This window comes from Kitasatospora sp. MMS16-BH015, assembly GCF_002943525.1.
Lineage (GTDB): Bacteria > Actinomycetota > Actinomycetes > Streptomycetales > Streptomycetaceae > Kitasatospora.
This window is the reverse complement of the sequence record NZ_CP025394.1, coordinates 5,914,601-5,935,544: the sequence shown is the minus strand read 5'-3', so window position 1 is coordinate 5,935,544 and position 20,944 is coordinate 5,914,601. Positions and strand designations below refer to the sequence as shown.

Annotated in this window: 14 protein-coding genes; all 14 read right to left on the bottom strand. The window is 72.4% G+C overall.

Annotation, left to right across the window (positions count from 1 at the left end; genetic code table 11):
- Positions 1-103: 103 nt before the first annotated feature.
- The 14 genes from ilvC to ligA all read right to left on the bottom strand — a co-directional run bounded on the left by ilvC (position 104) and on the right by ligA (position 20,942).
- The gene (gene ilvC / locus CFP65_RS25610; protein WP_104818407.1) at positions 104-1,102 is read right to left on the bottom strand and encodes a ketol-acid reductoisomerase; all 999 of its coding nucleotides are present in this window, start codon (positions 1,100-1,102) and stop codon (positions 104-106) included.
- Between the two features lie 104 nt (positions 1,103-1,206).
- Positions 1,207-1,731, bottom strand: coding sequence for an acetolactate synthase small subunit (ilvN, locus tag CFP65_RS25605; protein ID WP_104818406.1), 525 nt, complete (start codon positions 1,729-1,731; stop codon positions 1,207-1,209).
- Between the two features lie 36 nt (positions 1,732-1,767).
- A complete protein-coding gene (locus tag CFP65_RS25600; protein WP_104818405.1) occupies positions 1,768-3,621 on the bottom strand; it encodes an acetolactate synthase large subunit in 1,854 nt (617 codons plus the stop codon).
- Positions 3,622-3,890: 269 nt separating this feature from the next.
- The gene (locus CFP65_RS25595) at positions 3,891-6,848 is read right to left on the bottom strand and encodes a bifunctional diguanylate cyclase/phosphodiesterase (protein ID WP_254553099.1); all 2,958 of its coding nucleotides are present in this window, start codon (positions 6,846-6,848) and stop codon (positions 3,891-3,893) included.
- A gap of 405 nt (positions 6,849-7,253) precedes the next feature.
- Entirely contained in the window at positions 7,254-10,337 is a 3,084-nt protein-coding gene (locus CFP65_RS25590; RefSeq protein ID WP_371682461.1) for a helix-turn-helix transcriptional regulator, read from the bottom strand.
- A gap of 238 nt (positions 10,338-10,575) precedes the next feature.
- Complete coding sequence (locus tag CFP65_RS25585) at positions 10,576-10,758, bottom strand: hypothetical protein (protein WP_104818403.1); 183 nt, start codon at positions 10,756-10,758, stop codon at positions 10,576-10,578.
- 243 nt (positions 10,759-11,001) lie between these two features.
- Positions 11,002-12,501 (bottom strand): Asp-tRNA(Asn)/Glu-tRNA(Gln) amidotransferase subunit GatB, encoded by a 1,500-nt coding sequence (gatB, locus tag CFP65_RS25580; RefSeq protein WP_371682549.1) that lies wholly within the window; start codon positions 12,499-12,501, stop codon positions 11,002-11,004.
- A 5-nt stretch (positions 12,502-12,506) separates the two neighbouring features.
- Positions 12,507-13,139 carry a DUF4276 family protein gene (locus CFP65_RS25575; RefSeq protein WP_104818401.1) on the bottom strand — a complete coding sequence of 211 codons (633 nt, stop codon included), beginning with the start codon at positions 13,137-13,139 and terminating at the stop codon, positions 12,507-12,509.
- On the bottom strand, positions 13,140-14,390 hold the full coding sequence (locus tag CFP65_RS25570; protein WP_104818400.1) for an AAA family ATPase: 1,251 nt from the start codon (positions 14,388-14,390) through the stop codon (positions 13,140-13,142). It lies immediately after the preceding gene.
- Between the two features lie 67 nt (positions 14,391-14,457).
- Positions 14,458-14,697 carry a hypothetical protein gene (locus tag CFP65_RS25565; RefSeq protein WP_104818399.1) on the bottom strand — a complete coding sequence of 80 codons (240 nt, stop codon included), beginning with the start codon at positions 14,695-14,697 and terminating at the stop codon, positions 14,458-14,460.
- The gene (gene gatA, locus CFP65_RS25560) at positions 14,694-16,187 is read right to left on the bottom strand and encodes an Asp-tRNA(Asn)/Glu-tRNA(Gln) amidotransferase subunit GatA (RefSeq protein WP_104818398.1); all 1,494 of its coding nucleotides are present in this window, start codon (positions 16,185-16,187) and stop codon (positions 14,694-14,696) included. The genes CFP65_RS25565 and gatA overlap by 4 nt, the downstream gene beginning before the upstream one ends.
- A gap of 7 nt (positions 16,188-16,194) precedes the next feature.
- On the bottom strand, positions 16,195-16,491 hold the full coding sequence (gene gatC / locus CFP65_RS25555; RefSeq protein ID WP_104818397.1) for an Asp-tRNA(Asn)/Glu-tRNA(Gln) amidotransferase subunit GatC: 297 nt from the start codon (positions 16,489-16,491) through the stop codon (positions 16,195-16,197).
- A gap of 208 nt (positions 16,492-16,699) precedes the next feature.
- Positions 16,700-18,313, bottom strand: coding sequence for a bifunctional diguanylate cyclase/phosphodiesterase (locus tag CFP65_RS25550; protein WP_104818396.1), 1,614 nt, complete (start codon positions 18,311-18,313; stop codon positions 16,700-16,702).
- 304 nt (positions 18,314-18,617) lie between these two features.
- A complete protein-coding gene (gene ligA, locus CFP65_RS25545; protein WP_254552562.1) occupies positions 18,618-20,942 on the bottom strand; it encodes an NAD-dependent DNA ligase LigA in 2,325 nt (774 codons plus the stop codon).
- Positions 20,943-20,944 lie beyond the last annotated feature (2 nt).

Genomic DNA, 20,944 nt, shown 5'->3' with positions numbered 1-20,944 from the left:
ATCACTCGGACGGGAGCAGCCTAGTTGTACAAGGGAGTTCGACCCCCAGTAGGTGTCGCGCGCAGCGCGTCCCAAAAAGGGTGGCGGCGGGCGACGGGAGGGCTTACGCCTCCTCGTCGACCCAGCTCATGAGCTTGCGCAGCTTCTTGCCGGTGGTCTCCAGCAGGTGCTCCGAGTCGGCGTTCTTGTACGCGTTGTACTTGGGCAGGCCGGCCTTGTACTCGGCGATCCAGGTGTTGGCGAAGGTGCCGTCCTGGATCTCGGCGAGGACCTTCTTCATCTCGGCCTTGGTGTCGGCCGTGATGATCCGCGGGCCGGTGACGTAGTCGCCCCACTCGGCCGTCTCGGAGACGGACCAGCGCATCTTCTCCAGGCCGCCCTCGTACATGAGGTCGACGATGAGCTTCAGCTCGTGCAGGCACTCGAAGTAGGCGATCTCCGGCTGGTAGCCGGCCTCGACCAGGGTCTCGAAACCGGCCTTGACCAGGGCGGCGGTGCCACCGCAGAGGACGGCCTGCTCACCGAACAGGTCGGTCTCGGTCTCCTCGGTGAAGGTGGTCTTGATGACGCCGGCCTTGGTGCCGCCGATGCCCTTGGCGTAGGAGAGCGCGAGCTCGAAGCCCTTGCCGGTGGCGTCCTGCTCGACGGCCACGATGCACGGGACGCCGCGGCCCTCCTGGTACTGGCGGCGCACCAGGTGGCCCGGGCCCTTCGGGGCGACCATGCAGACGTCGACGTCGGCCGGCGGCTGGATGAAGCCGAAGCGGATGTTGAGGCCGTGGCCGAAGAAGAGGGCGTCGCCCGCCTTGAGGTTCGGCTCGATCGACTCCTTGTAGACGTCGGCCTGGATCGGGTCCGGCACCAGGATCATGATGACGTCGGCCTCGGCCGCGGCGGTGGCCGGGTCGGTCACCTTGAGACCGGCCTCCTCGGCCTTGGCGCGCGACTTCGAGCCCTCGAGCAGGCCGACCCGGACGTCGACGCCGGAGTCGCGCAGCGACAGCGCGTGGGCGTGGCCCTGGCTGCCGTAGCCGATCACCGCGACCTTGCGGCCCTGGATGATGGACAGGTCGGCGTCGTCTTCGTAGAACAGCTCGGCCACGGGGGCACATCTCCTTGCGTAGTGATGCCGGGTGGTGCGGTACCTACCGTAGTTCCACCCGGCCGGGGTGTGGGGCAGTAGTTCAGGGGGTGGGACGGCTCCGGCTAGGCGGAGCGGTCCAGGGCGCGCAGCGAGCGGTCCGTGATCGAACGGGCACCGCGGCCGATGGCCACCAGGCCGGACTGCACGAGCTCCTTGATGCCGTACGGCTCCAGCATCTTGAGCATCGCCTCCAGCTTGTCGGAGCTGCCGGTGGCCTCGATGGTCACCGCGTCCGGGGAGACGTCGACGGTCTTGGCCCGGAACAGCTGGACGATCTCCACCACCTGCGACCGGGTCTCGGCGTCGGCGCGGACCTTGACCAGGACCAGTTCGCGCTGGATGGCGGCGGACTGGTCGAGTTCGACGATCTTTATCACGTTGACCAGCTTGTTCAGCTGCTTCGTGACCTGCTCCAGCGGGAGGTCCTCGACGTTGACCACGATCGTCATCCGGGAGATGTCCGGGTGCTCGGTCGGGCCGACGGCGAGGGAGTCGATGTTGAAACCCCGACGGGAGAACAGGGCGGCGATCCGGGCGAGCACGCCGGGCTTGTTCTCGACCAGGACGGAGAGGGTGTGCTTGGACATGGCAGTCATGAGCTCTCTTGCTTCCGTGTCAGGGTCTTAGTCGAGGTCGTCGCCGAAGTCCGGGCGGACGTCCCGGGCGGCGAGGATCTCGTCGTTGCTGGTACCGGCGGCCACCATCGGCCAGACCATGGCGTCCTGGTGGACGATGAAGTCGATCACGACCGGGCGGTCGTTGATCGCCATCGCCTGCTCGATCACCGCGTCCAGGTCCTCCGGGCGCTCGCAGCGCAGGCCCACGCAGCCCATCGCCTCGCTCAGCATCACGAAGTCCGGGATCCGGGTGCCCTGGGCCGGCGGCTCCTTGCCGTCGTGCTCCGGGCCGGAGTGCAGCACGGTGTTGGAGTAGCGCTGGTTGTAGAAGAGGGTCTGCCACTGGCGGACCATGCCCAGCGAGCCGTTGTTGATGACGGCGACCTTGATCGGGATGTTGTTCAGCGCGCAGGTGACCAGCTCCTGGTTGGTCATCTGGAAGCAGCCGTCGCCGTCGATCGCCCAGACCACCGTGTCGGGCTTGCCCGCCTTGGCGCCCATCGCGGCCGGGACGGCGTAGCCCATGGTGCCCGCGCCGCCGGAGTTGAGCCAGGTGGCCGGCTTCTCGTAGTTGATGAACTGCGAGGCCCACATCTGGTGCTGGCCGACGCCCGCCGCGTAGATCGCGTCCGAGCCGACCTTCTGCCCGATCCGCTCGATCACCTGCTGGGGCGACAACTCGCCCTCGGGGGCGGGCTCGTAGCCGACCGGGAAGGTCTTCTTCCACTCGTTGAGCTTGACCCACCAGTCGGCGTAGTCGGCCTTGTGGCCGGCGTCGAACTCGGCCTGGACGGCGACGATCAGATCGGCCAGCACCTCGCGGGCGTCACCGACGATCGGCACGTCGGCCGGGCGGTTCTTGCCGATCTCGGCCGGGTCGATGTCGGCGTGCACGACCTTGGCGTACGGCGCGAAGGAGTCCAGCTTGCCGGTCACCCGGTCGTCGAAGCGGGCGCCCAGGGTGAAGAGCAGGTCCGACTTCTGCAGCGCGGTGACGGCCGGGACGGAGCCGTGCATGCCGGGCATGCCCAGGTGCTGCGGGTGGCTGTCGGGGAAGACGCCGAGCGCCATCAGGGTGGTGACCACGGGCGCGCCGGTCAGCTCGGCCAGGATCCGCAGCTCGGCGCTGGCCTGCGCCTTGAGCACGCCGCCGCCGACGTAGAGCACCGGCTTCTTCGCCGAGACCAGCATCTTCGCGGCCTCGCGGATCTGCTTGGCGTGCGGCTTGGTGACGGGCCGGTAGCCCGGCAGGTTGGTCTCCACCGGCCAGCGGAAGGTGGTGGTGGCCTGCAGCGCGTCCTTGGCGATGTCGACCAGGACCGGGCCGGGACGGCCGGTGCCGGCGATGTGGAAGGCCTCGGCGATCACCCGCGGGATCTCGGCGGCGTCGGTGACCAGGAAGTTGTGCTTGGTGATCGGCATCGTGATGCCGCAGATGTCCGCCTCCTGGAAGGCGTCGGTGCCGATCGCCTTGGAGGCGACCTGCCCGGTGATCGCCACGATCGGGACGGAGTCCATGTAGGCGTCGGCGATCGGGGTCACCAGGTTGGTCGCGCCCGGACCCGAGGTGGCCATGCAGACCCCGACCCGGCCGGTGGCCTGGGCGTAGCCGGTGGCGGCGTGGCCCGCGCCCTGCTCGTGGCGGACCAGGATGTGGCGGACCTTCACCGAGTCCATCAGCGGGTCGTACGCGGGAAGGATGGCACCGCCCGGGATGCCGAAGACGGTGTCCGCGCCCACGGCCTCCAGGGAGCGGATGAGCGACTGCGCGCCGGTCATCGTCTCGACGACGGTGGTGGAGCCCGGCGCGTGGGCGGCCGGGTTGTCCCCGCGGCGGGGGGTTGCGGCGTGCTCAGTCATCTGCCTGTCTCTTCTCGGTTTCCGGGACTTCGGTTCCGGATGCGGGCCCTGCCTGAATCGTCCGTATTTCGGGCGGTTCGGGCCAGTGGTCCTGCGGTGGTTGACCAGTTCGAGTGCAACAAAAAACCCCTCGTGCCCAAGGGCATGCGAGGGGTGGCGCGTCGGTCTGTCACGGGTGAGGCCCGGGGGCCCACTCAGCCGACGCGCCCGCCAAGTACGAGAATTCGGGTGCGCATGGCATTGACCTTCCTCCCCGAGAGCGGGGAGTGTCAAGCGGGTGGGACGGAGGTCTCACCATGCGGACCCACCAGTGGACCGGCCGGGGCGCGGCGTTCGGGCAGGTCGGGGGCCGCGTGATGGTGCGTCGGACGGGGCTGCGAAAGGTCGGGACGGCCACCCGAACGGGTGTCGGCGGCCAGGTAGGCCCGTCTGCCGGAGAGCGTGCCGAGCGGCCTGGGCAGCGGGTAGACCCGGCGGGCCAGCGCCCGGCGCAGCCGGTACTCGTCCAGCGGCTGGGCGAAGGCCAGGCCCTGGCCGTGCCGGCAGCCCAGCTCCTGCAGCGCGGCCACCTGCCGGGCGTGGTCCACGCCCTCCGCCTGGGCCACCAGGCCGAGCTCCCGGGCCAGGCGCACCGCGTGGCCGGCCAGCGCCCTGGTGACGGCCGAGTCGGCCAGGTCCTGCACCAGGGTGCGGTCCAGCTTGAGCGCGTCGAAGGGCAGCCGGGCCAGCGCCCCGAGCGAGCCGCTGCCCGCGCCGAAGCCCGCCACCGCCGTGGAGACGCCGAGCCGGCGCAGCGCGGCGAGCCGGCGGCCGAGCTCGTCGGCCCCGCTGTCCTGGCCCGTCCGGGCCAGCTCGAGCACCAGCAGCCCGGCGGGCAGGCCGGACTCGCGCAGCACGGCCACCACGGTCTCGTACATGCCCGGGGCGCAGAGCCGCTCGGCGGTGAGCCGCACCGAGACCGGCACCGGGACGGCCTGGGGCAGCGCCACCGCCTGCCGGGTGGCGGCGGCCCCGACGGCCTCCTGGAGCAGCCAGCGGGCGAACCGGGTGGCCGCGTCCCCGTGCTCGGTGGCCCGCAGGAACTCGGCGGGGGTGAGCAGCAGGCCCTGGGCCGAGCGCCAGCGGGCCTGGGCCTCGACGGCGGCCACCACGCCGTTGCGCAGGTCGACCACGGGCTGGTGCAGCAGGGTGAAGCCGCCCTCCCGGACGGCCACCCTCAGCCGGCCCTCCAGCTCGGAGCGGCGGTCGAGCTCGGCGCGCATGTCGCCGGAGTAGAGCACCACCCGGCCCTTGCCCTGGGACTTCGCCTGGTACATCGCCAGGTCGGCGTTGCGCATCAGCTCGTCCCCGGCGGCCTTCGGGTCGGCCTGCGGGCCCCGGGCGGCGAAGGCGATGCCGATGCTGGCGGCCACCCCGAGCTCGGCCCCGCCGATCCAGTACGGCTCGGAGAGGGCGGCCCGCACCCGCTCGGCCAGCTCCTGCACCTGGGTGCGGCCGAGGCGGCCCCGGACCAGGGCGGCGAACTCGTCCCCGCCGAACCGGGCCACCGTGTCGCCGGAGCGGACGGCGCCCTGGAGCCGCCGGGCGGCCTGCACCAGCAGCTCGTCGCCGACCTGGTGGCCGGCCGTGTCGTTGACGGCCTTGAAGCCGTCCAGGTCGAGGAAGAGCACCGCCACGGTGCCCTCGCAGTCGCGGGCCGCCTCGGCGTAGACGCTCTGGGTGCCGTCCTGCGGGCAGGGCTGGGTCGGCACCGACGGCTCGGTGAGCGCGGCCCGCACCCGCTGGGTGAACAGCGCCCGGTTGGGCAGGTCGGTGAGCGGGTCGTGGAAGGCGTTGTGCTGGAGCTGGGCCTGCAGCCGGACCCGCTCGGTGACGTCCCGGCAGTTGAGGATCAGGCCGTCCCGGTGCCGGTTGACGGTGGACTCCACGTGCAGCCACTCGCCGCCGCCGGAGCGGATCCGGCACTCCACCCGGGCCGAGGGCTCGCCGGCCTGCTCGGGCGGCTCGCCGAGCAGCCGGCGCACCTCGGCGAGCATCCGGTCCACGTCCTCGGGGTGCACCAGGTTGAGCAGGTTGCCGCCGACCAGCTCCTCCGGGTCGCGCCCGTACACCCCGATCGCGGCCGGACTCACGTACGAGAGCACCGCATTGGGCCCGGCGATCATGATCACGTCGCTGGAGCCCTGCACCAGCGAACGGAAGTGCGCCTCCTTGGCGGCCAGCGCCTGGGCCAGCTTGAGGTTGTCGAGAAGCACGATGGCCTGGCGCAGGATGAGCGCCAGGCCGACGGTGGAGGCGGCGGTGAGCACCACCCGGTCGAGCGGTCGGCCGCCGAGCGTGGTGTACAGGATGCCGGAGGTGCAGACGGCCGCCGCCACGTACGGGGTGACGGCGCTGAACAGGGTGGAGACCCGCCGCCGGGGGCCGCCGGCCGAGGGGTGCTGCTCGCGTTCGGAGCGGCGCGGGGCCGACCAGGGCGCCCAGGCCAGCAGCACGCTGCCGGCGAACCAGCCCGCGTCCAGCAACTCGCCCGAGTGGTAGGTGCTGTGCACCTCGGGCGAGGTGAACAGGGCGTCGCAGACCACCGTGACGGCCAGGCCCACCATCGCGGTGTGCACCGCCGCCCGGTTGCCGTCCCGGCCCCGGAAGCGCAGGCCCACCACCAGGCTGACCAGCAGGATGTCCAGCACCGGGTAGGCCAGCCCGAGCGAGACCCGGAGCGGGTCGTCCCCCTCCCCCGCCGCGACCCGGCCGAGCGCCAGGCTCCAGGCCAGGGTGAAGAGCGAGCCGGCCACCAGCCAGCCGTCCAGCAGCAGGCAGAGCCAGCCGGTGGCGGCCCGGGGGCGCTGGGCGAGCACCAGCAGGCCGGTGATGGCCAGCGGGGCGAACAGCAGGAAGGCGTACTGGGCGGGCGAGCCGGGCGGCGGGTCGGTGCGCAGCACCACCTCGTACCAGCCCCAGACCCCGTTGCCGAAGGCGACCACGGTGGAGGAGAGGCCGAAGAGCAGCCAGGCCGGCCGGGCCGGGCCGCCGATCGTGCAGCCGCGCAGCAGGCAGGAGAGGGCCGCGGCCAGCGCGGCGCCGGCCAGGCCGAAGTCGCCCATGAAGTCGGCGGCGATCCGGGAGCCCCAGCCGAGCTCGGCGCCCAGCGCGTACCCGAGGCAGAGCAGCGTCAGCGCGACGCTCGGCAGGGTGCCGAACCGGGCCGCGCATCTACTGGCCGCCACCCACGGGGTCAGATACCAGGGCGAGCCCCACCAGGCCCGCAGCCCCGTGCACTTGGCGCGCAGCGCCCGGCATCCGGTGCGCAGGGCCGCGCACCTGGCGCGCAGCGGGGCGCGCCCCGGGGTGCGCCGGGCGGGCGGCTGGGGGGCGGACAGCACGGAATCGGTGGAGTTCACTCGACATCTCCCCCTCCGGCCCGGGGCCTCGCTGCACCCGGGCCTCGGCTGTGCCACCACGCCAAGTGACCTGACGCCACGTCATGGCGGTGCTCGCGCCGCACCGGTGTTCCCGCTCGGGACACTACACCACTCTGGTCACTCAATGACACCTACACTCAACTTAGAGTAATGGTGCGCCCGCTGGGGCCGCCTTCCGGGTGAGTGTCACCGGAACGGGTCAGCCCGGCCTCAGGCCGGGGCGGTGAGCAGCGCGGCCTCGGGGAAGAGCCGGAGCCGGTGGGCCACCGCGGCGGCCTCGCCCCGGCTGCCGACGGCCAGCTTGGCCAGGATGTTGGAGACGTGCACGCTGGCCGTCTTGGGCGAGATGTAGAGCTCCTCGGCGATCTGCCGGTTGGTCCGGCCCTGGGCGAGCAGCCGCAGCACGTCCCGCTCGCGCGGGGTCAGCCCGAGCGCCTCGGCCCCCTCGGCGGGCGGCTCCGGCTCGCTCCGGCGGCCGTCCAGGGAGAGTCCGGCCCGCTCGGCCAAGTGGGTGATCTCCCGGGCCAGTCGGGTGTCCTCGCGGGCCGCGGCCAGCCCGGCCGCCTCCCGCAGCAGCTCGGCGGCGGCCTCCCGCCGGCCGGCCGCGGCCGTCGCCTGCGCCTGCCGGTAGAGCGCGAGCAGCAGCGGCTGGCCGGGCTCCACCTCGCGCAGCACCTCGACCGCGGCGGCCCAGTGCGCCGGGTCGTCGCAGCCCTCGGCCCGGGCCAACTCCCCCTCGAGCAGCCGGAGCCAGCCGATGTGCAGCGGCGCGCTGGGCCTCAGCGTGGCGGCCGCCCCGGCGATCCGGGCCAGCGCCTCGGCCCGGCCGGGCGCGGCGGCCGGCAGGCCCCGGCTGTCGGCCTCCACGGCGGCCGCCTCGGCCAGCGCGGGCAGCAGCCAGCCGCAGCCGCCCTCCGGCAGCAACCCCGGGTGCCTGGCCGCGTGTTCGGCCCGGAAGTCGAGCATCGCGTGCAGCTCGGCGCGGGCGTCCAGCGGCCGCCCGTCCCGGGCGGCCAGCCGCATCGCCAGCCGGACGGCCGGCACCTGGTGCTGCAGCCGGACCACCCGGCCGGCCGAGCGGGCCCGGTGCAGGCAGGCCGCCGCGGTGGCCGACTCCCCCCGCTCCAAGGCCAGTTCGCCCGAGAGCCGGTCCAGGAACTCGTAGTACGAGCCGCCGCACTGCTCGCTCTCCCACTCGACCAGCACCCGGGCCGCCTCGGCCGGGCGGCCGAGCGCGAACAGCGCCTCGCCCAGGTTGCCGATCAGCAGCGCGCCGGTGTTGCCCAGCAGTCCCGTCCGCCCGGCCAGCGCCAGCCCCTCCCGGGCCAGCGCCTCGGCCTCGGCCGCCCGGCCCAGGCCCAGCAGCAGGCTGGCCAGGTTGTTCAGGCCCCGGCAGTGCAGGTCCGGGGCGCAGAGCCCCCGGGCCCGCTCCACCGCGTCGCTGATCAGCGCGATCCCCGCCTCCGGGTCGCCCTGCAGCGCGCGGAAGGTGCCCAGCGTCATCCGGGCGTGCTGCTCCACGGTGCCCGCCCCCACCTCCCGGGCGATCTGCACCGCCCGCTCGGCCAGCGCGATGTCGGTCTCGGTCGGGTGCATCATCATCGCGTGCGAGGCCGCCAGCGCGAACACCTCGGCCTGCACGGCCGACGGGCGGCGCCGCGCCACCAGCCGCTGGGCGTGCTCGATCTCCTCGTCCTGCCCGCCGCGCAGCAGCTGCCCCAGCAGCCGGGCCCGGTGCATCCGGAACCACGCGGCCCGCTCGGGGTGCTCGGTCTCGTCCACCAGCTTGAGCGCCCGCTTGGACAGGCTCAGCCCGCGCTCCGGATCCCCGCTGCGGCGGGCCGCCACCACGGCCTCGGCCAGCACGTCCACCAGCCGCAGCCGGTCGCACCCCTCGTCGTGGGTGCCCGGGTCGCAGGTGCAGGGCGGGTAGGTCTCGGCCCAGTCGTACGGGCGCAGCGTGGTGGCCTGCACCTCCTCCGAGACCTCCTCCCAGAGCCCGAGCGCCCGCTCCAGCATGCGCAGCTGCTCCGCGAAGGCGTTCCGCCGCCGGGCCGCCCGGGCCGCGTCCAGGGCACTGGGCAGCGCCCGGGCCGGATCGTGCGCGTGGTACCAGTAGTTGGCCAGCCGGGCCGGCCGGTCGGCCGCGCAGACCAGCGCCTCGTCCGCCTCGAGCACCGCCGCGTACCGCCGGTTGATCCGGTACCGCTCCCCCGGCAGCAGGTCGTCCGAGACCGCCTCGCGCACCAGCGCGTGCCGGAACCGGTACCCCTCGCCGTCGGTGTCCGGCCGCAGCACGTTGGCACCGACGGCCGTCCGCAGCGCCTCCAGCAGGCACTCCTCGACCGGCTCGCCGTCCCCCTCGTCCAGCACCGCCGCGAGCAGCGCGTGCTCCACGTAGCTGCCGCCCTCGGCGGCGATCCGCAGCACCCGCTGGGTCTCGTCCGGCAGCGCCTCCACCCGCACCAGCAGGATGTCGCGCAGCGAGTCGGTCATCCCGGCCGGGCTGCCCTCGCGGTGCGCGGTGGCCAGCTCCTCGACGAAGAACGGATTGCCCTCCGACCGCCGGTGGATCCGGTCGACCAGCTCGCGGTCCAGCTGCTTCGTCCCCAGGATGCCGGCCAGCTGGGCGGCCACCTCGCGGCGCTGGAACCTGGCCAACTCCAGCCGCTGCACCGTCCGGAGCCGGTCGAGTTCGGCCAGGAACGGGCGGAGCGGGTGGCGCCGGTGCAGGTCGTCGGCACGGTACGTGGCCACGATCAGCACCCGGGAGCGGTGCAGCGTCCGGATCAGGTAGGCCAGCAGTTCGCGGGTGGAGCGGTCCGACCAGTGCAGGTCCTCGACCGCGAGGACGAGCGTGCGGTGGGCGCTGAGGCGCTCGAAGAGGCGGGCCGTGTGCTCGAACAGCCGGACCCGGCTGAACTCGTCGTTGGGCTCGGCGTCCGCCTCGCCGAAGTCCGGCAGCAGGCGGGCCAGGTGGCCCTCCATCCCCTCCGCCGCCCGCTCGAGCTCGGCCCCCAGCTGCCGGTGCAGCCGGCGCAGCGCCGTCGCCATCGGCGCGAACGGCAGGCCCTCCGCCCCGACCTCCAGACAGGCCCCGAGCGTGGTCACCACCGTCTCGCTCGCCGCGCTGTCCAGGAACTCCTCGATCAGCCGGGTCTTCCCGACCCCGGCCTCCCCGCCGATCAGCACCGCCACCGGCTCACCCCGCCCGGCCCGCTCCAACGCCTGGGCGAGAGCGGTGGTCTCGGTACCGCGACCGACGAAGACAGGGCTGACCGAAAGCTGCTCCACGCGCGAGAGCATGCCATACGCCCTGGCGGGCGGGGCACTGGATATCCCGCAGGACCGCCATCAGGGGCGCGGGGAACTGCGCGAGTACGGAAGAAACGGTCATCTTGCCTACTTCTCCGAGCCAGTTGCACTATCCAGGGGCGCGGGGAACTGCGCGAGGGCGGAAGGTGACAGGTCGTCGCCTTCCGCCCTCGCGCAGTTCCCCGCGCCCCTTTTTGGCTGGCCGCCTGCCAAGGGTTCAGCACTCGCCGAGGCGAGCGGTGGTGACCGCCGGGGCGACGCTCGCCCGCCGCGCGAAGCGGCTGCGCAGGGTCTCCCGGAAGCTCCGGGCGCCGCTCCGGGCCTCGCGGGCCAGGACGTAGTCCCGGGCCACGCGCTGGAGCTCCGCGTTGCGCTGCTGGATCAGCTCGTACTCGATCATGGTGGTTCCCCTCCTGGCGGACCCTTCCCGGCCTCTTCCGGCCGGTCCGTCGTCCTGCTAAGAGCTTCCTCCCCAAGGCCCCCGGCGGGCATCGGCAGCATGCCCGATCTTCCGGTGCGGTAGGGCCTTAGAAACGACGGTGCCCACCCCGCGTACGGGGTGGGCACCGGCTGAGGCATCTAAGGTAAGGGCCCCGCAACGCCTTATTGCGGCCTGAGGGTCCTTAGCCCGGCTTGGGGAGGCTCAGCCCTCCACGCCCAGCTTGGCGAGGATGAGGTCCTTGACCCGGGCCGCGTCGGCCTGGCCGCGGGTGGCCTTCATGACCGCGCCGACCAGCGCACCGACCGCGGCGACCTTGCCGTCGCGGATCTTGTCGGCGATCGCGCCGTTCTCGGCGATGGCCTGGTCGACGGCCGCGCCGAGCGCGGAGTCGTCGGAGACGACGGCCAGACCGCGCGCCTCGACCACGGCGTCCGGCTCGCCCTCGCCCGCGAGGACGGCCTCGATGACCTGACGGGCCAGCTTGTCGTTCAGCTTGCCCTCGGCCACCAGCGCGCACACCCGGGCTACCTGGGCCGGGGTGATCGGCTGCTCGGCCAGCTCGGTGCCGGTCTCGTTGGCGCGGCGGGCCAGCTCGCCCATCCACCACTTGCGGGCCTGGTCGGCGGGGGCGCCGGCCGCGATGGTCTCCAGGATCGGCCCGACGGCGCCGGCGTTGAGCACCGACTGCATGTCCTTGTCCGAGAGGCCCCACTCGCCCTGCAGCCGGGCGCGGCGCACCCGCGGCAGCTCGGGCAGCGCGGCGCGCAGCTCCTCGACCCAGTCGCGGGCCGGCGCGATCGGCACCAGGTCCGGCTCGGGGAAGTAGCGGTAGTCCTCGGCGTTGTCCTTGATCCGCCCGGAGGTGGTGGAGCCGTCCTCCTCGTGGAAGTGGCGGGTCTCCTGCACGATGGTGCCGCCGTCGGTCAGCACGGTGGCGTGCCGCATGATCTCGAACCGGGCGGCCCGCTCGACGCTGCGCAGCGAGTTGACGTTCTTGGTCTCGGAGCGGGTGCCGAACTTCTCGGTGCCGTTCGGACGCAGCGACAGGTTCACGTCGCAGCGCATCTGGCCCTTGTCCATCCGGGCCTCGGAGACGCCGAGCGAGAGGATGACCTCGCGCAGCTCGCGCACGTACGCCTTGGCCACCTCGGGGGCGCGCTCGCCGGCGCCCTCGATCGGCTTGGTGACGATCTCGATCAGCGGGATGCCGGCCCGGTTGTAGTCGAGCAGCGAGTGGGTCGCGCCGTGGATGCGGCCGGTGGCGCCACCGACGTGGCTGGACTTGCCGGTGTCCTCCTCCATGTGGGCGCGCTCGATCTCCACCCGGAAGGTCGAGCCGTCCTCGAGCTGCACGTCGAGGTAGCCGTTGAAGGCGATCGGCTCGTCGTACTGCGAGGTCTGGAAGTTCTTCGGCATGTCCGGGTAGAAGTAGTTCTTTCGCGCGAACCGGCACCACTCGGCGATCTCGCAGTTCAGCGCGAGCCCGATCTTGATCGCCGACTCGACCCCGATCGCGTTGACCACCGGCAGCGAGCCCGGCAGCCCCAGACAGGTCGGGCAGACCTGCGTGTTCGGCTCGGCGCCCAGCTCGGTCGAGCAGCCGCAGAACATCTTCGTCTTGGTGCCCAGCTCGACGTGGACCTCGAGGCCCATCACCGGGTCGTAGGAGGCGAGTGCGTCGTCGTAGGACACCAGGTTCATGGTGCTCACAGAAATCCCTTCGCTTTCAATGCTTCTTCGGTGTCCGCCAGCCATCGTTGGTACGAGGGCAGCTGGGAGAGAAGTCGGAGGTCGATGTGTTGGGCGAGTAGGTCGGTGCTCTCGTGGCCGCAGCCGGCGATCGCCTGCCAGACCTGCTTGGCGTAGGCGGGGTGGCCGGGGCTGTTGTGCGCCTTCTCCACGTCCGCCGGAGTCTTGTACGGGTAGGCTCCGAGGTCCGCGCCCGCGACACAGCGGGCGATCGCCTGACGGTCCGCCAGCATCCAGGACTCGGTCATCCGGATCGGCACGAGCACGACCGGCACCGCGGCCTTGGCCTGCTGGGCCCGGGCGTGCAGCTCGGCGACGAGCTTCTCTGCGGTGTCCCGCTCCTTCTCGTCGCTGTGCGCGAAGATCAGGTCGCAGTCCTGGGCCAGCTCCCACGCGGTCTCGATCACGGCCTGTGCCCCACCCGATCCGGTGATCCGGACGGGCGAGACCTCGCAGGCGAAGACCTGGACCCGCCGTGGTGCCTTGGCGATCAGCAGCTCCTCCAGCTGACGCACGATCAGCGTGGCGAGAAACGGTTCGTCGCTCGGGCCCTCCGCCACCAGCGCCGGGACGAGCGGGCGGTCCCCCATCTAGGAGACCTCCTGTCCGAGGCGCCGGAGCAGCCGGGTCACGGCTTGCGGCGAGATCGACTCGCCCGGGTCGTCGGTGGCACCGCGCTCCCGGAGCGGGCGGGCCGCCGTGACGCGGGAGACCGCACCGCTCTCCGGATCGACCCGGTTGGCCTGTTCCAGGAAGACCAGGCTGCCGGAGAGGTCACCGCGGAGTGCGGCGAGCAGGGCGGGCGAGTGAGTGGTGAGGATCAGCTGGCGGGCGCTCTGGCCTCGGGCATCGGCGGCGAGGCCGACGTTGCGGCTGAGGCGGCGGACGAGCTCGGCGACCTGGGTCAGGTGCATGCCGTTCTCCACCTCCTCGACCAGCAGGGTGCCCGGGTTCGCTTGGTCCCAGGAGGCCGCCAGCAGGGCCAGGGCCCGCAGCGTGCCGTCGGAGAGCGAGGCCGGGGAGATCCAGCCGGTGTGCTGGAACTCCACCTCGAAGTCCAGCTCGCCCCGGGTCCGGATGGTCTCGGTGCGGATGCCCCGCGCCCCGGGCACGATGGCCGCCAGGTCGGCGACCAGGCGGGTGAACCGCTCGGGGCTCTCCCGGCTGATCCGGTCCAGCACCACAGCGAGGTTCCGGCCGTCCGGCCGCAGCGGGCCGTCATCCTCCGGGCGGCCGAGCTCACGCAGAGCGGTGGGCTCCAGCGCGTACGGGAACCAGGTCGCGCACTCCTGTTGGGCGACCTCGTACAGACCTTCGTGGAAGTAGTCCGCACCGGGCTCAGGCATCTGGTCGGTGTGGAGCCAGGTGTGCTCCGGGCCGCTCGGAGTCCGGGCCAGGAAGGCCTGCCGGGCTGCGACCAGCTCGGCCCGGCAGGCGGCGGAGTAACCGAGCCGGTCCGTCCAGTCGGTCTGCCGGAGCCCGCTGAGCCGGACCCGGCTGCGGTAGACGTCGAGGAACGGCTTCGAGCCGCCCCGCAGGGCCACTCTGATGGTGATCGGCAGTGGGCCGTCCTCGGTCTCGGTCACCGCTCCGACCATGACCTCGAGATCCCGTGCCGGAGCACCCTCACCCCGGTGGAACAGGGTATGCGCGGCGAGCCGGCGGTCGCCCGAGAGCGTGTCCCGGACCCCGCGATGGATGATGCCGCTGACCAGCCGCAGGGCGTCGAACAGGTTCGACTTGCCCGCGCCGTTGACCCCCAGGAGCACGGTGACCGGATGCACATCGAGCTGGAAGCCGACGAACGACTTGAACCCGTCGATGCGAATCTGGGTGATCATCACCTGCTCCTGTCGGTTACGTGCGCGGCGGCCGGAGGCGGGAGGCCCCCGACCGCCCGTGACTGGGTCAGCCCAGCAGGATGTCGTCGTCGCCGAGCTGCTTCAGTTCGCGCAGCAGCAGGGCGGTGCCGGTGACCAGCGCGAGGGCGCCGACGACGGCGTTGGCGAGGAGCAGGGTGTCCTGCTCGCCGCGGGCCTTCTTGATGTCCTTGTAGAGGGAGATGGCGCCGAAGGCGCTCGTCCCGATGGACAGCAGCAGGCCGGGCTTGCTGTGCTTGAAGCCCTTTGCCTTGGCGATCTTGCTCACAGTGCCGGTGCCTCCTCCAGCAGGGTGTGCCCCCACTTGTCGTTGAGTGCGGCCTCGACGGCGCCGCCCACTCGGTAGAGGCGGTCGTCCGCCATCGCGGGTGCGATGATCTGAAGGCCGACCGGGAGATTGTCCTCCGGGGCCAGGCCGACCGGGAGCGACATGGCCGCGTTGCCCGCCAGGTTCGACGGAATCGTGCACAGATCGGCCAGGTACATCGCCATCGGGTCGTCGGCGCGCTCGCCGATCGGGAAGGCGGTGGTCGGAGTGGTCGGCGAGACCAGGACGTCGACCCCGGCGAAGGCGGCGTCGAAGTCGCGGGAGATCAGGGTGCGGACCTTCTGGGCCGAGCCGTAGTAGGCGTCGTAGTAGCCCGAGGAGAGCGCGTAGGTGCCGAGGATGATCCGGCGCTTGACCTCGTCGCCGAAGCCCGCCTCGCGGGTCAGCGCGGTGACCTGCTCGGCCGAGCGCTCGCCGTTGTCGCCGACCCGCAGGCCGTAGCGCATGGCGTCGAAGCGGGCCAGGTTGGAGGAGGCCTCGCTCGGGGCGATCAGGTAGTAGGCGGGCAGCGCGAGGGTGAAGGACGGGCAGGAGACCTCGACCACCTCGGCGCCGAGCTCGCGGAGCAGCTCCACCGACTCGTTGAAGCGCTGCATCACGCCGGCCTGGTAGCCCTCGCCGGCGAACTCCTTGACCACGCCGATCCGCATGCCGCGGACGTCGCGCATCCTGGCGGCCTCGACCACGGCCGGGACCGGCGCGTCGATCGAGGTGGAGTCCATCGGGTCGTACCCGGCGATCGCCTCGTGCAGCAGGGCCGCGTCGAGGACGGTGCGGGCGCAGGGGCCGCCCTGGTCCAGGCTGCTCGAGAACGCGACCAGGCCGTAGCGGGAGACCGCGCCGTAGGTCGGCTTCACGCCGACGGTGCCGGTGACGGCGCCGGGCTGGCGGATCGAGCCGCCGGTGTCGGTGCCGATCGCCAGCGGGGCCTCGAAGGCGGCCAGCGCGGCGGCCGAACCGCCGCCGGAGCCGCCGGGGATGCGGGAGAGGTCCCACGGGTTGCCGGTCGGGCCGTAGGCGGAGTTCTCGGTGGAGGAGCCCATCGCGAACTCGTCCATGTTGGTCTTGCCGAGGATGACCACGCCCGCGTCCTTCAGACGCGTCGTCAGGGTGGCGTCGTACGGCGGCACCCAGCCTTCCAGCATCTTGGACCCGCAGGTGGTGGGCACGCCCTTGGTGGTGAAGACGTCCTTCAGCGCGAGCGGGACGCCGGCCAGCGGGCCCAGCTCCTCGCCGGCGGCGCGCTTGGCGTCCACGGCGCGGGCGGCGCTCAGTGCGCCCTCGGTGTCGACGTGCAGGAAGGCGTGGACCTTCTCGTCCACGGCGCCGATCCGGTCCAGGTGGGCCTGGGCGACCTCGACGGCGGAGACCTCGCCGGTGGCGATGGCGTTCGCCGTCTGGGCGGCGGTGTAACGGATGAGCTCAGACATGGGTGGGTCAGTCCTCCCCGAGGATCTGCGGGACGCGGAAACGCTGCTCCTCGGCCGCCGGAGCGCCGGCCAGGGCCTGCTCCGGGGTGAGGGAGGGGCGCACCTCGTCCGCGCGCATGACGTTGGTCAGCGGCAGCGGGTGGGAGGTGGGCGGGACATCCTGTCCGGCGACCTCGGAGACGCGGGCGACCGCGCCGATGATCACGTCGAGCTGCTCGGCGAAGTGGTCCAGCTCTTCGGCGGCGAGCTCCAGACGCGACAGCCGGGCGAGGTGGGCGACCTCCTCGCGCGTGATGCCAGGCATGCAGCGATCCTCTGGGGGGTGAGATTCGGTTGAGCACCGGGCTTTCGGCTCGGCGGGCTCATGGGCTGAGGCCCATCCTATGGGGCAGCGTTACCAGGGACCGAAACCACAGCAGGGGCGCGGGGAACTGTGCGCGCAACCGTGTACCTCGGTGGAGGGCTGGTCGCGCAGTTCCCCGCGCCCCTGGTGGTGCAACTGGGAGCGCTGCCTAGGGCGTCGGCGGTAAGGCGGGCCGCGGCGTCAGCCATTCGACCTTCGGGGCCGTGGTGCGGTGAACCATCAGCCAGGCGGTGGCCTGTTCGGCGGGGAGGGCGGCGGAGACCAGCCAGCCCTGGACGGCGTCGACGCCGAGACCGTGCAGGCGCTCCCAGGTCTCGTCGTCCTCGACGCCCTCGGCGACCACGGTGAGGCCGAGGGAGTGGGCGAGTTCGACGGAGCAGCGGACCACGGCGGCGTCGTGGTGGTCGGCGACCATCCGGGAGACGAAGGAGCGGTCGATCTTCAGCTCGCCGACCGGGAGGGAGCGCAGCCGCACCAGCGAGGAGTGGCCGGTGCCGAAGTCGTCGAGGGACATGCCGACCCCGCTGCGGCGCAGCTCGGCCAGGGTGTCGGCGGCGAGCCGGGAGTCGTCGAGCAGCAGGCGCTCGGTGATCTCGAGTTGGAGGGCGTGGGCGGGCACGCCGTGCCGGGCCAGGTGCCCGGCGACCCGGCCGGCGAAGCCGGGGTTGAGCACGTCGCGGGGGGAGACGTTGACGGCGACCTGCACCTCGAGGCCCTGGCGGCGCCAGTCGGAGAGCTGGCCGACGGCGGCCTCCAGCACGTAGTCGGTGAGCCGGGGCATCAGGCCGCTGGACTCGGCCAGGCCGATGAACTCGTCCGGCGAGACCTTGCCGCGGCCGGGCCGCTCCCAGCGCAGCAGGGCCTCCAGGCCGACCACCCGGCCGTCGAAGGCCACCTTCGGCTGGTAGTGCAGCTGCACCTCGCCGGTCTCCAGGGCCCGGCGCAGGTCGCCGAGCAGGCCGATCCGGTACGGGGTGTCGATGTCCCGGGCCTCGTCGTACTGCTCGACCCCGCTGCGGCGGCGCTGGGCGTGGCCCATCGCCACGTCGGCGCGGCGCAGCAGTGCCTCGGCGTCCTGGGCGTGCCGGGGGTAGACGCAGACGCCGGCGCTGGCCTCCAGCACGAGCAGCAGGCCGTCGAGCCGGATCGGGGCGGCCAGCTCGGCGATCAGGGCATTGGCCATCCGCTCCAGGGTGTCCGGGCAGCCGACCCCGGGGAGCAGCACGGCGAACTCGTCGCCGCCCATCCGGGCCACCACCGGGCGGCCCTGGGAGTCGGGCAGCTGGGCGAAGACCTCGTCCGGATCGCTCCGGGTGGGGTTGTGCGGGCCGGAGCGCAGCGCCCGGTGGAGGCGGCGGGAGATGTGCACCAGCAGCCGGTCGCCGGCGGTGTGGCCGAGGGCGTCGTTGAGTGACCGGAAACGATCGAGATCCAGCAGTATCAGACCGACGCTGTAGCCCTCGTCCTCCTCGTGGTCGGCGATCGCCTCCTGGGCCGCCAACAGCAAGGCGTGACGATTCGGCAGGTCGGTGAGCGGGTCGGTGAGCTGGTCCCGCGCCCGGTCCCGGGCGATCCGCCAGGCCGCCACCAGGACGGCCAGCGGCACCGCGAAGAGCGGTAGCAGCTCGGGTTCGTGCCGGTAGACCAGGACGGCCAGCGGAATGAGCGGCGCGGCCCCGGCCAGCAGCACGCCGAGCAGCAGGACCGCGCCCGCCACCCCCTGCGGCGGGCGTGTGGGCGCACCGCCGGTCGAACGATCCATAAGCCCTGTCCTCCGTCGGGCCCGCCCCGTCAGGCCGCCTTTCGGTGCGGCACCTCGATGGTGCCGACGGGCGCCAGTGACGGGTGTCCCCGACGGACCGGACGAACAGGACCGGTACCGATCACCCTTGCTGACACACTGTTGCGCTCAAGGGTAAGCCGGTGTCCGCCGGAAGGGCGGACTTTCGGACAACCATGAGCGCGGCACCGTCGGAACTTCCCCAAGTGGCGTCCGCACAGTGACAGAATGCCCGCTTCTTCCCGATCGGACCCTGTTGACGAGGCATCAGGAAGGTAACGAGTGCTCAGCCGTTCGTGGGCTCCGCTTCGGCCTCGGGGGTCTCGGCGGCCGCCCCGGGTGACTCCTCGGGAGCCGCCTCCTCGATGCCGAGCAGCGCGCGGGCGGCCACCGGGCCCTGCTCCAGCAGGACGGTGAAGCCCGCGTCGTCGAGCACCGCCAGCCCGAGTTGTACAGCCTTGTCGTACTTGGACCCGGGATTATCACCGGCGACCACGAAATCGGTCTTCTTCGAAACCGAGCCGGTCACCTTGGCTCCACGGCTGGTCAGCGCCTCCTTGGCGCCGTCCCGGGTGTGTCCGGCCAGCGTGCCGGTCACCACCACCGTCAGCCCCTCCAGCGGGCGGTCACCCTCGGCCTCGGCAGCCTCCTCGACGAAGACCACACCGGCCGCGCGCCACTTCTCGATGATCTCCCGGTGCCACTCCTCCTCGTACCACTCCTTGATCGAGCGGGCGATGGTCGGGCCGACCCCCTCGGCCGCCGCCAGCTCCTCCTCGGTGGCCGCGAAGATGCGGTCCAGGTCACGAAACTCGCGGGCCAGCGCCTGGGCCGCCACCGGGCCGACGTGCCGGATCGAGAGGCCGTTGACGTAACGCCACAGCGGGCGGTCCTTGGCCTTGTCCAGGTTCTCCAGCAGGAGGGTCGCCGTCTTCTTCGGCTCGCCCTTGAGATTGGCGAAGAACGTCGCCACCTTCTCCTTGCCGGACTTGTCGTCCAGCTTGGGCAGGCCGGTCTTCTGGTCCCGCACCTTGACCTTGATCGGGAGCAGCTGCTCCAGCGTCAGGGCGAAGATGTCCCCCTCGTTGGCCACCGGGGCCTCGGCCGGCTCCAGCGGCTGGGTGAGCGCGGTGGCCGCGACGTACCCCAGGCCCTCGATGTCCAGCGACTCCCGGCCGCCCAGGTACGCCAGGCGCTCGCGCACCTGGGCCGGGCAGTGCTGGGCGTTGGGGCAGCGCACGTCGATGTCGCCCTCGGACATCGGGCGCAGCTCGGTGCCGCACTCGTGACAGTGGGTGGGCATCACGAACTCGGTCTCGGTGCCGTCCCGCAGGTCCTCGACCGGGCCGAGGATCTCGGGGATGACGTCACCCGCCTTGCGGAGCACCACGGTGTCGCCCAGCAGGACGCCCTTGGCCTTGACGATCTCCTGGTTGTGCAGCGTCGCGTACTGGACCATCGAGCCGGCCACCTTGACCGGCTCCGCCAGCACGGCGAACGGGGTGGCCCGGCCGGTGCGGCCGATGCCGACCTGGATCCGGGCCAGCTTGCCGTTGACCTCCTCCGGCGGGTACTTCCAGGCGATCGCCCAGCGCGGCGACTTGGAGGTGGCGCCCAGCCGGCCCTGCAGGGCGATCTCGTCCACCTTGACGACCACGCCGTCGATCTCGTGCTCCACCGAGTGGCGCTGCTCGCCGTACTGCTTGATGAAGGCGCGGACCTCCTCGAGGGAGGAGACCACCCGGTTGTGCTTGGCGGTGGGCAGGCCCCAGTCGTGCAGCAGCTGGTAGGCGTGCGACTGGTTGTCGATCTCGAAGCCGACCCGGGCGCCGATGCCGTGCACCACCATGTGCAGCGGGCGGGAGGCGGTGACCAGTGGGTCCTTCTGGCGCAGCGACCCGGCCGCGGCGTTGCGCGGGTTGGCGAACAGCTTGACCAGGGCGTGCGGGCGCTTGCCCTCCTTGGCCCGCTCCTCGTTCTCCGCGCGGCGGCGGTCGTTCTCGGCGGCGAAGGAGGCGTTCAGCTCGGCGAAGGCCTCGGTGGGGAGGAAGACCTCGCCGCGGATCTCGACCAGCTCGGGGATGTGGTCGCCCTTGAGCTGGTGCGGGATCTCCTTGATGGTGCGGACGTTGGTGGTGATGTCCTCGCCGACCCGGCCGGTGCCGCGGGTGGCGGCGAGCACCAGCTGGCCGCGCTCGTAGGTGAGGTTGACGGCCAGGCCGTCCACCTTCAGCTCGCAGAGGTAGTGGTACTCCAGCCCGTCCAGCTCCTTGGCGACGCGCTCGGCCCAGGCCGACAGCTCCTCGTCGTCCATCGCGTTGTCCAGGCTGAGCAGGCGCTCGCGGTGCTCGACCTTGGCGAAGGCGTCGGTGGCCCCGCCGCCGACCTTCTGGGTCGGCGAGTCGGGGGTGACCAGCACGGGGTGCTCGGCCTCGATCGCCTCCAGCTCGCGCATCAGGGCGTCGAACTCGGCGTCGCTGACCGTCGGCGCGTCCTGCTCGTAGTACCGGACGCGGTGCTCCTCCAGCTCGACCGCCAGCTCGGCCGCCCGCTTCCGCACCTCAGCCGGAACGTCTTCCCAGCCCTCGACCGCCGCCACCGCGTCCTCCACTA